Genomic DNA, 14121 nt, shown 5'->3' on the forward strand with positions numbered 1-14121 from the left:
TTTCGCCGCGAGCCATGGCCGCGAAGATGTTCGACGGGATCAGGTTGAGGATGGTCTCGATAAACGCATGTTCATGCTGCACTTCGGCGGCGGTCGCCTGGTACTTCGAGATGTCGACCGTGCCCAGAGTGCTCATGTCGATGCCGGTGCCCGGATGGAACACGTTGGCCAGCACCAGGCCGACGACGATGGCGATGGTGGTGACGATCTCGAAATAGATGATCGTCTTCAGGCCGATACGCCCGAGTTTCTTGGCGTCGCCGACGCCAGCGATGCCGACGATCAGCGAGGAAATGACGATCGGGATCACGATCATCTTGATCAGACGGATAAAGATATCGCCTGCCGGTTGCAGGACGTTGCTGATCCACCAGGCCTTTTCGGCACTGAAGTGGTTGAGCAACGCACCAATTGCAATCCCCAGAATCAGACCGATGAGGATCTGCCAGGCGAGGCTGATTTTTGCCTTCTTCATTATCTTTACCCTTACTTGCGTTTGACTCAGGCACATGCAGGAACTGGAACGCTCATCAGCGGAAAAGTCTGTGCATCTGCCTCCGTATAAGGTGCCCCGAAGCGCGTGTTTACGGCTCTTCGGCAGGCGAAAAAAGGCGCAACTATTCCGATGCAAGGTGGCGCCGTCTAATGCCGTAAACGCCTACCCTATGCCTAATCGGCATGAGCTTTTTCATTTGAAACTGGCGTCCCAAGCGGTTCGATTGTGACATTTGTGCCAGCATAAGTGCCGTGAACCGGCCGTTACAGCGTAGGCTGGTTAAATTTTGCACAGGTAAAACCGGCGGAAATTTCCGGAAAAAGTCTGAATCGCAAGACTAGAAGTCACACGGAACGAGCGCGATCTTTGTCGATATACGGTCGGCAGGAAACACCGCGAAATGTTTTCCTCGCAGTGTCGACGATTGAAAAAAGGAATTTGGCGTGCTGGATCAATGTTTTAGCGGATTCAAAGCCCAGCGCAGATTCGTCAGACCACCGGGTCGACGAACCTGCGGCGCAGCTTTTACCCTGACCCGGCCCTTGCGCAGGTACTCCCTGTACCCGTAGGTCACTCCGACCCTGTATCAGTCAGAACATCCCGGCCCCCTGGTCATGCACCGACCCTCATCGGGCGGTGCAATGGAAAGCAGCGGGGTGCTGCATTCGTGTTCGAAACCTTTGCGCGTCCTGCGTCAGTACCACTTCGGATCTTTCTTCAGGGTTTCCATCAGCAGATCCTGCATGCCCTGATCAGGTTTGCCGAAGAAGCGATAAGTCGCGTGTCGCGTCGGCGACTTGTCTTGCGGCAGACCTTCCGGCACATCGACCAGCATGGCGTAGGCGTCATCCTTGTCGAAGCTGAAGGCCACGATCAACCGGTGATTCAGGCACTTGTCCTGACTCTCGCAGAGCGGGCCGACCAGATACTGATCACCATCTTCCGTAACGGCGTGCATCTGTTGCTCGGAAGTGCCGGACAGGTTGATCACCCATTCCGGTACGCGCTCTTCCTTTTTGATCACGCCTTCCCAGGTTTCACGGTACTGCGCGTCGGAGGCGAGCAGTTCGTTGACCCGGGTCTGGCCGTCATTGGCCGCCATGGCCATGGCACTGCCGCCCAGAAACAGGGCGGCGGCCAATGTCTTGAGACCGATCATCGTTAACCTCGGCCGCGACGGCCAAAGAAGAAGGAAGCGATGAACATCACCAGGAACACGACAAAGAGAATCTTGGCGATACCCGTGGCGGTGCCCGCGATACCACCGAAGCCCAGAACGGCGGCGATGATGGCAATGATCAAGAATGTAATTGCCCAGCTCAACATGGTGATTCTCCTTACTTCTCTATTTAGGGGTGTTTCCGGTTTCCGGCGCTACGCGCCCGAATGTATTCACTGACTTAGAAAACCCAGCGCTCTTCCCGTGGCAATTGATCCAGCGGTTGCGCCTGGTCGACATCGATCATGTGCATCGAAGCGTTCTCGGCCTGGCTGCTGCTCACGGCACTGAAGTGCGTCTGAGTGCTGTGCTGCATCGAAATCAGTGGCTCGGGTTTACGGCTGTTTTCCCAGCTCATGTACTGCTGGCAGACGATCAGGGTGATCAGCAACGCCAGTACACCGAACAGACCTTGCTGGATCTGCAGTGGCGAAATACGTACTTGGGTGGCGATTGGGCGAGTCATCCTGTGTTCCTCACGCTTGTTCGGTTGGGGCAGTGCTGTTTTCTGCCCGGGCTGAGTGAGGTATTGCAGCCTGCATGCCAGTTTTTTCATCTGTGAAAAAACCAATGAAAACAATGAGTTATACGTGATTGAGAAATTTCCTGAGACGCATCCTGCACGATGGCTCTTCTGCGGTCGTGCGCAATGCACGATTATTTCGTGGGAAATTTCGATGATATGGAATTGCTACCGGTACGCAGATGTCAGAAGAGGACGCAGGATCTGCCCTGCAAAACGCAGAATGTTTTAAAACTCAACGAAATCAATGAATTGGCCGTTATGGCAGTAGAGAGCTACCCTCCTATGGCTGGTATCGTTCAGAATCAACCATGCAACTTGCCCGATTTTTCCGGGACTAACCCAAGACTAATCACTATGGAGCGTAGGAAAAATGGAATCTGCCACTGAGCAACAAGGCCGCATTCTGCTGGTGGACGATGAATCCGCCATCCTGCGTACGTTTCGTTATTGCCTCGAAGACGAAGGCTATACGGTAGCCACCGCCAATAGCGCAGCCCAGGCCGATGCTTTGCTGCAACGTCAGGTCTTCGATCTGTGCTTCCTTGATTTGCGCCTGGGCGAGGACAACGGTCTCGACGTCCTCGCGCAGATGCGCATTCAGGCGCCGTGGATGCGCGTAGTGATCGTCACCGCCCATTCGGCGGTCGACACCGCGGTTGATGCCATCCAGGCTGGCGCCGCCGATTATCTGGTCAAGCCGTGCAGCCCTGATCAACTGCGCCTGGCCACCGCCAAGCAGCTGGAAGTGCGCCAGCTCTCCGCGCGCCTTGAAGCGCTGGAAGGCGAGATCCGCAAACCGAAAGACGGTCTCGATTCCCACAGCCCGGCGATGAAAGTCGTGCTGGAAACGGCCCGGCAGGTCGCAAGCACCGACGCCAACATTCTTATCCTTGGCGAGTCCGGCACCGGTAAAGGTGAACTGGCCCGTGCGATCCACGGCTGGAGCAAGCGCGAGAAGAAATCCTGCGTCACTATCAACTGCCCGTCGCTGACTGCCGAGCTGATGGAAAGCGAGCTGTTTGGCCACAGCCGTGGCGCGTTCACCGGCGCCAGCGAGAGTACTTTGGGTCGGGTCAACCAGGCGGACGGCGGTACGCTGTTTCTCGACGAGATCGGCGACTTTCCCCTGACTTTACAACCCAAGTTGCTGCGCTTCATCCAGGACAAGGAATACGAGCGGGTCGGCGATCCGGTCACTCGCCGCGCCGATGTGCGCATCCTTGCCGCCACCAACCTCAATCTTGAAGACATGGTCCGCGACGGCCGTTTCCGCGAAGACCTGCTCTATCGTCTCAACGTCATCACCCTGCATCTGCCGCCGTTGCGCGAGCGCGCCGAAGACATCCTGACCCTCGCCGATCGGTTCCTTGCACGTTTCGTCAAAGAGTACGCGCGTCCGGCGCGCGGCTTCAGCGATGAGGCGCGCGAAGCGCTGCTCGGTTATCGCTGGCCGGGCAATATTCGCGAACTGCGCAACGTCGTCGAGCGAGCGAGCATCATCTGCCCGCAGGAACGCGTGGAAATCAGCCACCTGGGCATGGCCGAACAACCGGCCAACAACGCGCCACGGGTCGGCGCGGCGCTGAGCCTGGACGAGCTGGAGAAAGCGCACATCGGCGCGGTGCTGGCCACCGCCGGCACTCTGGACCAAGCGGCGAAAACCCTCGGCATCGACGCCTCGACCCTGTATCGCAAACGCAAGCAGTACAACCTGTGAGCACTGCGCGATGAAACTGGCGATCAAGCTGCGCACGCGCCTGTTCCTGAGCATTTCTGCGTTGATCACCGTGGCCTTGCTCGGGCTCTTGCTCGGGCTGGTCAGCGTGATGCAGATGGCCGGGTCACAGGAAGCGCTGGTGCGCAGCAACTTCGTCACCCTGGATCTGGGCCTCAAGCTGCGCCAGACCCTCGGTGATCAATTGATCATCATGCTCGCCGAAAAACCCGATCCCGTTGCGTTCGAAGCGTCCAAACAGCACTACTTCGAGTTGCTCGACCAAGGCATCGCCCAGCAGCAGGAGGGCGATGGCCAGCCTTACGGTTTCCGCCAGGCCAAGGCCGACTACCTGAACTTCCTCGCCTCATTCGACGTGACCGCCGAAGCGGCGAAGAACGCCAGTACCACCGCGGATTTCCGCGAGCGCTTCAACATTCTTCGTAATGGCCTGATTGCTGAGCACAAACATGCGCTGGAAACCATCAACGCGGTCCAGCACGCTGCCCGTGAACGCGCGTTGCTGATTGCCGGGCTGCTTGGCCTGGTCGGGCTGGCGGTGCTGATCATCGGTTTCGTCACCGCCCAGGGCATCGCCCGACGCTTCGGCGCGCCGATCGAAGCGCTGGCCAAGGCTGCCGACAACATCGGCCAGGGCAACTATGACGTGACCCTGCCGATTTCCACGGCCATGGAAGTCAACCTGCTGTCGCGACGCTTCGGCCTGATGGCCGAGGCGCTGCGCGAACACCAGGCGATGAATGTCGACGAACTGTTGGCCGGTCAGCAGCGCTTGCAAGCGGTGCTCGACAGTATCGACGACGGTTTGTTGATGATTGATCGCCAGGGCCAGCTCGAACACCTCAACCCTGTTGCTCAGCGCCAGTTGGGTTGGGAAGATGACCGGCTCGGCCAAGGCCTGGGTACTGCACTCGGCCGTCCGGAGCTGGATGCGCAACTCCAATTGGTCCTGCGCGGCGGCACGCTGGAGCGCGCGCCGGAAGATCTGAGCATCGAAGTCGATGGCGAATCGCGCCTGCTGACCTACAGCCTGACGCCGGTCAGTCATACCCAGGGGCATATTCTCGGCGCGGTGATGGTGCTGCACGACGTCACCGAGCAACGCGCGTTCGAGCGCGTGCGCAGTGAGTTTGTCTTGCGCGCTTCCCACGAGCTGCGCACGCCGGTCACCGGCATGCACATGGCCTTCGGACTGTTTCGCGAGCGGGCCAAGTTCCCGGCGGAATCGCGCGAAGCTGACCTGCTGGATACGGTCAACGAAGAAATGCAGCGCCTGATGCAGTTGATCAACGACCTGCTGAATTTCTCGCGCTACCAGAACGGTCTACAGAAACTCACCCTGGCGCCATGTTCCATTGAGGACCTGCTGGAGCAGGCGCAACTGCGCTTTGCCGACGTGGCTGCGGCCAAAGGTGTGGCGCTGAACGTCGAGATTCAAGGCCCGCTGCCGAGGTTGCAGGCTGATCAGGCGCAACTCGATCGCGTCCTCGACAATCTGATCGACAACGCCTTGCGCCATACCGCCCGCGACGGGCAGATCCGGCTGCAGGCGCGCCGCCATGGCGAGCGGGTCATCATCAGTGTCGAAGACAATGGCGAAGGCATTGCCTACGGCCAGCAGGGGCGGATTTTCGAGCCGTTCGTGCAGGTCGGGCGCAAGAAGGGTGGCGCCGGGCTCGGCTTGGCACTGTGCAAGGAAATCGTCCAGTTGCACGGCGGGCGCATGGGCGTTTATTCGCGGCCGGGGCAGGGCACCCAGTTCTACATGGCGCTGGCCGTTTAGGCTTCATCGTCCATACGCCGTCCGGCCAGACGTCGTCCACGGGTGATCAGTTCGATGAACTGCACGGCGCTCAGTGCGTGGGCGAACAGCCAGCCCTGACCAAACTTGACTCCCTCACTGCTGAGCAGTGCGGCTTGGGATTCCAGCTCGATGCCTTCGGCAATCACTTTCAGATCCAGCGCCTGCGCCATGTGAATGATGTGCGGAGCGACGCCGCTGCTCGCTGCGTCGTGGCCGAGCGCATCGATGAACGCCTTATCGATCTTCAGGCAGTCCACTGGCAAGGTCTGCAGATAGGCGAGGCTGCAATAGCCGGTGCCGAAATCATCGATCAGCACCTGATGGCCGACGTCGCGCAAGGCTTGCAGGTTTTCCCGCGCCACCACCACATCAATCAGGCCCCGCTCAGTGACTTCGAAGGCTATCTGCCGCGCGGCGACACGGTGCAGCGCGAGCAGCCGCGCCATGACCTGGCCGATGCGCGGCACCATGACATCGCAGGCCGCGAGGTTCACCGAGATATACAGCTGCGGATTGGCGCGCAGTAGCTGCCCCAGCTGTTCGAGCAGACGCTGCAAGACGAAGTCGGTCATCTGCCGGATCTGCCCGGTGTTCTCCGCCATGGGAATGAACAGGTCGGGGCTGGTCAGCGTGCCGTCCGGGCGCCGCCAGCGCAGCAGCGCTTCGGCGCCGACGCAGTTGCGGCTGTCGAGATCGAAGATCGGCTGATACAGCACCTGCAACTCACCCCGGCGGATCGCCCCGTGCAGCTCGGCATCCAGCGACTGGCGCTGACGCACCAGCAGCAAGGTCAGAAAGCCGACAACGGCGCCGGCGATCAGGCACACCGGCAACAGCCACCACCACACCGCCGGGACGTGCATGCCCGTGCGCGGCGTAATCAGCACCAATTGATATTCCGGGTTGTCGGTGGGCATGCGATAGATCAGCCGCGTTTGCGTGACTTGCAGCGCATCAGGGCTCTTCGGTGGCCAGGGTTCGGTCGGTGGCCAGGTCTGTGCGGTGCCGAGCACCGGAATCGCGCGAGTGCCGTGATCGAGTACCACCAGCAGGCTGCTGCCGGACGACAGATCGACCATGTCGGTCAAATGTCCACGCGAGGTAGCGACACGAAAATTGCCGCGACCGAGCATCAGCGCCGCGCGGTTTTCATCGGGTTCGGTGGTGGTGTTCAGCCAATAGCTGTAGGTCGGACCCTGAATGTCCGGCGCGCGCACCAACGACAATCCTTCCTGGCGCGGACGGTTGGAGCAGAACCGCGAAGCGTCCATATATGCGGCTTCGTAGACGAAGCGGTAGTTGAAGGTGACTTGCTGCAGGGTCGCGATCATTTCTTCGTCGCAGCCGCGCAAGGGCTGGGCTTCAAGGTCGTCGAGACTTTCGCGCAACTGGCCGAACAATTGTTCGAGGCGCGCGAGGAAACGCTCGCCTTGGGCGTTCATTTCCTGGCTCTCGCGCATTTCCATCTGGCGCATCGCCGCGAACATACCGCCGGCGATCAGCAGGCTGGCGCTGAGGACAGCCGCGATCATCGCCAAAAAAACAGGGCGATAAAACCAGCTACGCAGCGTCTCTCGGGTCGCAGCCATCAGGGATTTTCCGAAGAATTACCATGAGTTATAGCTGCTGATTGCGATTTCGCCCTGACCGTCGGGCGGGCGTCATTATTTTGTCTGATTGAGGACCAGAAGAAGTGCTGCGGTTTGCGCATCCGGCGTGCCGTCGAAGCGGGCAGGGCGGTAATGCATCTGGAACGCGGCGAGGACGTGGCGCGTGGCGACGTCCAGCTCGCCGGTCTGCGGTGTGTCGTAACCCAGACGCGCGAGTTGCGCCTGGAACCAGCCGATCTCCGGCAACGGGTTGCTGTTGAACACCGCCTGCTGACGCGCCACCGCTTGCTCGTTCGGCCACAGGCCAAGGCCTTCGGCGGCGAGACGTTTCCAGGGGAACAGTGGCCCCGGATCAAGCTTGCGCAACGGCGCGATGTCGCTGTGACCGATGATGTGCCGCGGGCTGATGCCGTTGCGTTTGCTGATGTCCTTGAGCAGGGTGATCAACGACTGGATCTGCGCTTCGCTGTACGGATACCACAGGCGCCCTGTCGAGGTGTCCTTGTAGCCGGGATTGACGATTTCGATGCCGATGGAACTGGAGTTCAGCCAGGTACGGCCCTGCCACTGACTTTCGCCGGCATGCCAGGCGCGCTGGTTTTCGTCCATCAGCTTGTACACGGTGGCGCTCTTGTCATCGCCGATCAGGTAATGGCTACTGACGTCGCCATGGGTCAGCAATTGCAGCGAGCGCTCCAGCGACGCCGAGGTGTAATGCACCACGACAAACTGGATGCGGCTGTCGTAATTGGCCGAAGGGTGGCTGGTGTCGTAACGCGGGCCGCTGGCGCAACCAGCGAGGACGAACAGCGAGGCAACAAGGGCAAGGAATTTCATGGCAGAGGACGATACGCTGAAAACGATAATGCAACAGTGTAACGTACGGATTTGCTCAGAGTCCGCCAGCGGGCGGATTTAAACAAAATGGAACAATTGCCTTAGCCGAGCTCGACTCGGTTGCGCCCGGCGTTTTTTGCTCGGTACAGCGCCTGATCGGCTCTTTTCAGCACCAGATCGCTGTGTTCTCCCACGCGGAATGACGCGAGTCCCATGGAAATGGTGATAGTCACTCGCTCGCCCTTGAAATGAAACGGGCAGGCTTCGATCGCCGCGCGCAGGGTTTCCAGCAGTTTCGCGCCCACCGCTGGTGGCGTCGCGGGCAGCAACAGCACGAACTCCTCACCGCCGAAACGGGCGATGAAATCCGAGCCGCGCAGGCGTTTGCGCAATACCGTGGCGATGATCTTCAGCACTTTGTCGCCGGCCAGATGGCCATAGCTGTCGTTGATCCGCTTGAAGTGATCGAGGTCGAGCATGGCCAGGCTGAGGGTGTTGCCGTGCTGCTGCCATTGCTGGATTTCATGCTCAAGGCGTTCGCTCCACGCCGCACGGTTGGGCAGGCCGGTCAACGGATCGATCAGGGCTTTCTGCCGCTGCTCTTCAAGGTGTTCACGGAAGCCCATGGCTTCCTGTTCCATATGCGCCACTCGCTCCGACAGGCTCTTCAACCTGGCGGCGACTTCCTGCTCGCGGGCGTCGCGCTGCTTCTGGTGCTGATCCATCGTTCCCAGCAGGCCTTCCAGATGATTCTCCAGCACATGCTTGAGGTCATCGAGGTCGGCTGCTTGCTGGACGCTGCTCTGCAAGCCGTCGACCTGCTCGCGAATCTGCGTGTCCATGGCCCGCGCCGCCGAGCTGTTGTCGGCATGCCCTTCGCTGGCCGCTTGCAGGTTGCTCTGAAACGCTTCGAGGCGTTCGTTGAGCTGTTGCAGATAGGCTTCGAATTCGTGCTGACCGCTATCGGTAATCGCCAGCATCAAAGTCGCGAGATCGTCGAGGATCGGCAACAGTTCGTACCAGTTCAGCCCGTGTTTGAGCCGCTCGCGCATGGCTTCGGCTTGCGGCCGGTGGCGCTCGGGCAGGGTCAGGTCGTCGAGCAGGCCGATCAGCGTGTCTTCGATATGTCTGGCCACGGAGCTGTAGGACGGCTCCGGGGAATCCGGCAGAGCGAAGAGGATGTCGTGCTCCGACTGCTCCGGGTCGATGGCGGCCAAGGCCTGAGCGATCGGCTCGGGCAAGGGCAGGCTATCGAGGATCAGCGGCGACGTATCGCCGGGGTGGATCAGTTCATCGGGGTTGAACGCCTCGGTTGCTGGCGCAGCGACGGTCATCTCGGTGTCAGGGGCTGGTTCAACCTGCACTGGCTCGGCTTCAACGGGGACCACAGGCGTAGCGAACGCAACGACTTGCGGCTCATCAGGCGGCGTCTGGACAGGCGTTTCGATGACGGTCTCGGGCGCTGCGATCGCTGGCTCAGCCTCGGCCACCGGTGCCGATTGCGCAGGCTCCGGTTCAGGTTGCCGGGCTTCGACCGGTTGCGGCACTGGTGTTGCTGGTATGTCGGCCGCCGGTGCAACGGCTTCCTCACCGTCACGGCTGCCAAACAAACGCTGCAACAGCCCCGGCCGACCCGGCTCGGCAGGCGTTTCCAACTGACTCAAGGCCTTGCCCTGCAAGCCACTGAGTTCGCTCAGCAGCAGTGGCATTTCCCGCGCCTGACCGACGCGGCTGTCCAGTTGTTTGGCAAATTTCTTCAGCGGTTGCGCGACTTCGCGCGGCAATGGCAGGGCCTGCAACTGGGTGACCAGCGCGGTCAGCGCGGTGCTGACCTGATCAATGCGGGTCTCACGGCGCTGCTCGGAGTCGAGCACGGCTTTTTCCAGGCGCGGCAGCAGGGCGGCGAGGCCGGCGTCCATGTCATCGGTACGCACCACTTCGCGCATTTCTTTCATGCACTGATCGACAGCCTTGTCGGTGCCTTCGGCCGCCAGCGTGCTGCGCACCAGACCGCGTCGCAGCAGGTCGAGTCGCGCGGCCCAGCGGCGTTCGAGCTTGTCCTGCTGTTCGATGCTCTTGAGGTACTTCTCTTTCCAGCGCTGGGCGTCGTCGCTCATTCACAGGTTCCGCGAGGGGCAGGGCTCAACGCGGGCAATGCGTCGGCCGTGAGCGAACCCGGCAGACGAATTTCCACCGCGACCGGCAGGTGATCGGAAATGGGCTGGGCCAGCACCTCGACCTTTTCCAGGGTCAGGGTCGGGCTGAGCAGAATATGATCAAGGCAACGCTGTGGGCGCCAGCTGGGGAAGGTCGCTTCCACCTGCGGGGCCAGCAGGCCGAGATCGCGTAACGGCGAGTGTTCGAGCAGGTCGCTGGCATGGGTATTCATGTCGCCCATCAGCACCTGATGCTTGTAGCCGCTGATCAAATCACGAATGTAGGCCAGTTGCAGGCTGCGCGTCCGCGCGCCGAGGGCCAAATGCATCATCACCACCACCAGTGCCTCCGGACCTTCGCCGAAGCGCAGCAGGATCGCGCCGCGACCTTTCGGGCCGGGCAACGGGTGATCCTCGATCGCCCACGGCTTCAGGCGACTGAGCACGCCATTGCTGTGCTGGGCCAGTCGACCGAGGTTGCGATTGAGTTGTTGATACCAGTAGGGAAAGGCGCCGAGGTGGGCCAGATGTTCGACCTGATTGACGTAGCCTGAACGCAGGCTGCCGCCATCGGCTTCCTGCAGCGCGACCAGATCGAAGTCGCCGAGCAGGTCGCCGATCTTTTGCAGATTGCCGGAACGCCCGGTGTGCGGCAGCAGATGCTGCCAGCTGCGGGTCAGGTAATGCCGATAGCGCTCGGTGCTGATGCCGACCTGAATGTTGAAACTGAGCAAGCGCAGACGCTGGTCTGCGGGCAGGCCCGTAGACGCCAGATGATGCTCGTTGACCTGCGGATCATGCAGGCCAACGATGCGTTCGGACTTCCAGCGGCGCATGGCGAATGCCGCGCTTAGTTGGCAGCAGCCTTGTTAGCCGCTCGCTCTTTGGCGACCAGATCGTCAGCCAGCTTCAATGCTTGCTCGGCACCACCGGCAGAGCCGATGTCGAAGCGGTATTTACCATTGACGATCATGGTTGGCACGCCAGTGATTTCGTACTTCTTCGCCAGCTCACGGGCCTTGACGATCTGGCCTTTGATAGCGAACGAGTCGAAAGTGGCGAGGAACTTGTCCTTGTCCACGCCTTGAGTGGCGAGGAAGTCAGCCATGTCGTTCTTGTCGGTGAGCTTCTTGTGCTCTTTCTGGATCGCGTTGAACACGGCGTTGTGTACCTGATGCTCGACACCCATGGCTTCCAGAGTCAGGAACATCTGGCCGTGAGCATCCCATGGGCCGCCGAACATGGCGGGAATGCGCACGAAGTTGACGTCGGACGGCAGTTTTTCAACCCATGGATTGATCACTGGCTCAAAAGCGTAGCAATGCGGGCAGCCGTACCAGAACAGCTCGACCACTTCGATCTTGCCAGGCTTTGCCACCGGCACCGGGTTGGCCAGTTCGACGTAAGGGGCGGCAGGGGCTTCAGCGGCCTGGGCGGTGACGCCGAACAGGCTGGCAGCGACGAGGGCGGCGCTGATGATCAGATTACGCATGCTTTACTCCTGAACAATTTGGGTCGCCTCGCTCGACCTGTTGCGACACAGATCCTGGCGGGCATGAGTGCTGTAGTGTAACGGCAGCGGCCACAAAAAAGGGCGGCCAAAGCCACCCTTTTTATACTTGCTGCGAAGGATTAATCGAGCGTTAACGTGACCGGCGCTGCGCGCCTCGCTCAGCCCTCGATTCAGGGCCTCAGTGCAGGCCCTGGATGTAGCTGGAAACCGCAGCGATGTCTTCGTCGCTCAGCTTGCGTGCGATGGTGCGCATGGTCATCGCGTCGCCGTCGTTGGCGCGACCGCCTTCTTCCTTGCGGAAATCGGTCAGTTGCTTGGCGATGTATTGAGCGTGCTGGCCACCCAGATGGGGGAAGCCTGCTGCAGCATTGCCGGAGCCGTTCGGCGAGTGGCAGCCGGTGCAGGCTGGCAGACCTTTTTCCAGGTTGCCGCCACGGAACAGCGCTTCACCGCGAGCGACGATCTTCGGATCGGCGGCGCCGACGCTGCCTTTCTGGCTGGCGAAGTATGCGGCGATGTCGGCCAGATCCTGATCGTTCAGGTTGGTCAGCAGCCCGGTCATTTCCAGCACCACGCGCTTGCCCGACTTGATGTCGTGCAATTGCTTGTCGAGGTAGCGTTCACCTTGACCTGCCAGTTTCGGAAAGTTTGGCGCCATGCTGTTGCCGTCCGGGCCGTGACAGGCTCCGCACACGGCAGCTTTGGCCTGGCCTGCTGCGGCATCGCCGGCAGCATGGGCGACACCTGAAATTCCCACGGTCAACAGCAGACTCACGATCAATTTGTTCATCAGCTAATCCAACTACGGCTAAGGGTTAAGTTATGGACCGGGCTTACTCTCGCTCATCCACAGGATGATGGCCTGGTAATCCTCGGCACTGCAGTCCATGCACAAACCACGCGGCGGCATCGCCTTGAAACCCTGGGTCACGTGTTGCACCAGCGTCCCCATACCTTTCGCCAACCTCGGCGTCCAAGCTTCCTGATCGCCTCTTGCGGGCGCCATGGGTAGTTGGCCGGAATGACAGGCACCACAAACACGGTTGTACACAGCTTCCGGATCCTGTGTAGCCTGTGCGCTGTAAAGCGGCATCAAGACTCCGGCAGCCAGCAGCCATTTCGTCATAAAACGACCTTTTCAGGGTTGAGAGCGTTCTGCGTTCTAATGCGCAATCAAAGTCTGTCGCTCTCGTGAACTTCATCCTTCGCTGGGACAAAGCACACACAAAATCTGCGGCATTATATACTGGCGTCACTGAAACGGAAGCGACACCGCGTTCCGCGCCCAATCCCGGCGCCGCCCACATCGGAAATCCCATGCAACTCAAGAATCCCATCCTCGGCCTGTGCCAACAGTCCACGTTCATGCTCAGTGCCGCCAAAGTCGATCAATGCCCAGACGACGAAGGCTTCGAAGTGGCGTTTGCCGGTCGTTCCAACGCCGGCAAATCCAGCGCGCTGAACACCCTGACCCACGCCAGCCTGGCGCGCACCTCGAAAACTCCGGGTCGCACACAGCTGTTGAACTTCTTCAAGCTAGACGATGATCGCCGTCTGGTCGACCTGCCGGGGTACGGTTATGCAAAAGTACCGATCCCGCTCAAGCAACACTGGCAGCGCCACCTCGAGGCTTACCTCGGTGGTCGGGAGAGTTTGAAAGGTCTGATCCTGATGATGGACATCCGCCATCCGATGACCGACTTCGACCTGCTGATGCTCGACTGGGCCGTCGCCGCCGGCATGCCGATGCACATCCTGCTGACCAAAGCCGACAAACTCACCTACGGCGCAGCCAAGAACACCCTGCTGAAAGTACAGTCGGAAATCCGCAAGGGCTGGGGCGACTCGATCACCATCCAGTTGTTCTCCGCACCAAAACGCATGGGCCTGGAAGAGGCCTACACTGTACTGGCCGACTGGATGGAACTGGCAGACAAAGGCGCCGAGGCGGCAGCCGAGTAAGACAATTTCAAGACTGACTGTGGTGCTGTCAGGCAAGGCGAAAGTAGCGCTAAAAAGCGGAGTTCAGGGGACCTGAAAGAGCTTTTTTAGCGATGCTTTTAACGCAGCATGGCCGCGCTTCAGCCGATTTTTGGGCAAAAAAAGCCCCGGATTTCATTGGGGAGGGAGAAATTCCGGGGTTCAAGTTCCGAACCGCTAGGGCGGGGTTCAGATATCTGCCAACACTTAACACAACATAGGAGCATCGAAGGGCTTCACCAGCC

14 protein-coding genes are annotated in these 14121 nt (G+C 60.2%); 3 read left to right on the plus strand and 11 right to left on the minus strand.

Annotated features, from left to right (window positions below; genetic code table 11):
- The 4 genes from D8U60_RS01265 to D8U60_RS01280 form a co-directional block, all read right to left on the minus strand.
- Nucleotides 1-475: cation:dicarboxylase symporter family transporter (locus D8U60_RS01265; RefSeq protein ID WP_130899313.1), on the minus strand; the 475-nt coding region annotated here is incomplete at its 3' end.
- 715 nt (nucleotides 476-1190) lie between these two features.
- Complete coding sequence (locus tag D8U60_RS01270) at nucleotides 1191-1655, minus strand: inhibitor of vertebrate lysozyme family protein (protein WP_130899314.1); 465 nt, start codon at nucleotides 1653-1655, stop codon at nucleotides 1191-1193.
- A gap of 2 nt (nucleotides 1656-1657) precedes the next feature.
- The gene (locus D8U60_RS01275; protein WP_003177151.1) at nucleotides 1658-1822 is read right to left on the minus strand and encodes a DUF1328 domain-containing protein; all 165 of its coding nucleotides are present in this window, start codon (nucleotides 1820-1822) and stop codon (nucleotides 1658-1660) included.
- A 74-nt stretch (nucleotides 1823-1896) separates the two neighbouring features.
- On the minus strand, nucleotides 1897-2181 hold the full coding sequence (locus tag D8U60_RS01280) for a hypothetical protein (RefSeq protein ID WP_122880233.1): 285 nt from the start codon (nucleotides 2179-2181) through the stop codon (nucleotides 1897-1899).
- A 430-nt stretch (nucleotides 2182-2611) separates the two neighbouring features.
- Here D8U60_RS01280 and algB point away from each other — a divergent pair, with 430 nt between their 5' ends.
- Both algB and D8U60_RS01290 read left to right on the plus strand, forming a co-directional pair.
- Nucleotides 2612-3958 carry a sigma-54-dependent response regulator transcription factor AlgB gene (gene algB / locus D8U60_RS01285; RefSeq protein ID WP_024014980.1) on the plus strand — a complete coding sequence of 449 codons (1347 nt, stop codon included), beginning with the start codon at nucleotides 2612-2614 and terminating at the stop codon, nucleotides 3956-3958.
- Between the two features lie 10 nt (nucleotides 3959-3968).
- A complete protein-coding gene (locus D8U60_RS01290) occupies nucleotides 3969-5759 on the plus strand; it encodes an ATP-binding protein (RefSeq protein ID WP_024014981.1) in 1791 nt (596 codons plus the stop codon).
- Here D8U60_RS01290 and D8U60_RS01295 read toward each other — a convergent pair.
- From D8U60_RS01295 to D8U60_RS01330, 7 genes are all read right to left on the minus strand, one after another.
- The gene (locus tag D8U60_RS01295) at nucleotides 5756-7369 is read right to left on the minus strand and encodes an EAL domain-containing protein (RefSeq protein ID WP_076564816.1); all 1614 of its coding nucleotides are present in this window, start codon (nucleotides 7367-7369) and stop codon (nucleotides 5756-5758) included. The two genes, D8U60_RS01290 and D8U60_RS01295, sit on opposite strands and share 4 nt — an antisense overlap.
- A 75-nt stretch (nucleotides 7370-7444) precedes the next feature.
- Nucleotides 7445-8227: an N-acetylmuramoyl-L-alanine amidase gene (locus D8U60_RS01300; RefSeq protein WP_130899315.1), complete on the minus strand. Its 783-nt coding sequence runs from the start codon at nucleotides 8225-8227 to the stop codon at nucleotides 7445-7447.
- A 101-nt stretch (nucleotides 8228-8328) separates the two neighbouring features.
- Complete coding sequence (locus D8U60_RS01305) at nucleotides 8329-10344, minus strand: GGDEF domain-containing protein (protein WP_130899316.1); 2016 nt, start codon at nucleotides 10342-10344, stop codon at nucleotides 8329-8331.
- A complete protein-coding gene (locus D8U60_RS01310) occupies nucleotides 10341-11219 on the minus strand; it encodes an endonuclease/exonuclease/phosphatase family protein (RefSeq protein ID WP_024014985.1) in 879 nt (292 codons plus the stop codon). The genes D8U60_RS01305 and D8U60_RS01310 overlap by 4 nt, the downstream gene beginning before the upstream one ends.
- Before the next feature lie 14 nt (nucleotides 11220-11233).
- A complete protein-coding gene (locus tag D8U60_RS01315) occupies nucleotides 11234-11875 on the minus strand; it encodes a thiol:disulfide interchange protein DsbA/DsbL (RefSeq protein ID WP_016772349.1) in 642 nt (213 codons plus the stop codon).
- A 199-nt stretch (nucleotides 11876-12074) separates the two neighbouring features.
- Nucleotides 12075-12686 carry a c-type cytochrome gene (locus D8U60_RS01325; protein ID WP_071173954.1) on the minus strand — a complete coding sequence of 204 codons (612 nt, stop codon included), beginning with the start codon at nucleotides 12684-12686 and terminating at the stop codon, nucleotides 12075-12077.
- A gap of 30 nt (nucleotides 12687-12716) precedes the next feature.
- Nucleotides 12717-13022: a c-type cytochrome gene (locus tag D8U60_RS01330; RefSeq protein ID WP_016772347.1), complete on the minus strand. Its 306-nt coding sequence runs from the start codon at nucleotides 13020-13022 to the stop codon at nucleotides 12717-12719.
- Nucleotides 13023-13213: 191 nt separating this feature from the next.
- Between D8U60_RS01330 and yihA the strand changes: the two genes are divergently transcribed.
- Entirely contained in the window at nucleotides 13214-13858 is a 645-nt protein-coding gene (yihA, locus tag D8U60_RS01335) for a ribosome biogenesis GTP-binding protein YihA/YsxC (RefSeq protein ID WP_039757139.1), read from the plus strand.
- Nucleotides 13859-14121: the final 263 nt, after the last annotated feature.

It is taken from the genome of Pseudomonas sp. Sample_11 (genome assembly GCF_004307505.1).
GTDB classification, from domain to species: domain Bacteria; phylum Pseudomonadota; class Gammaproteobacteria; order Pseudomonadales; family Pseudomonadaceae; genus Aquipseudomonas; species Aquipseudomonas atacamensis.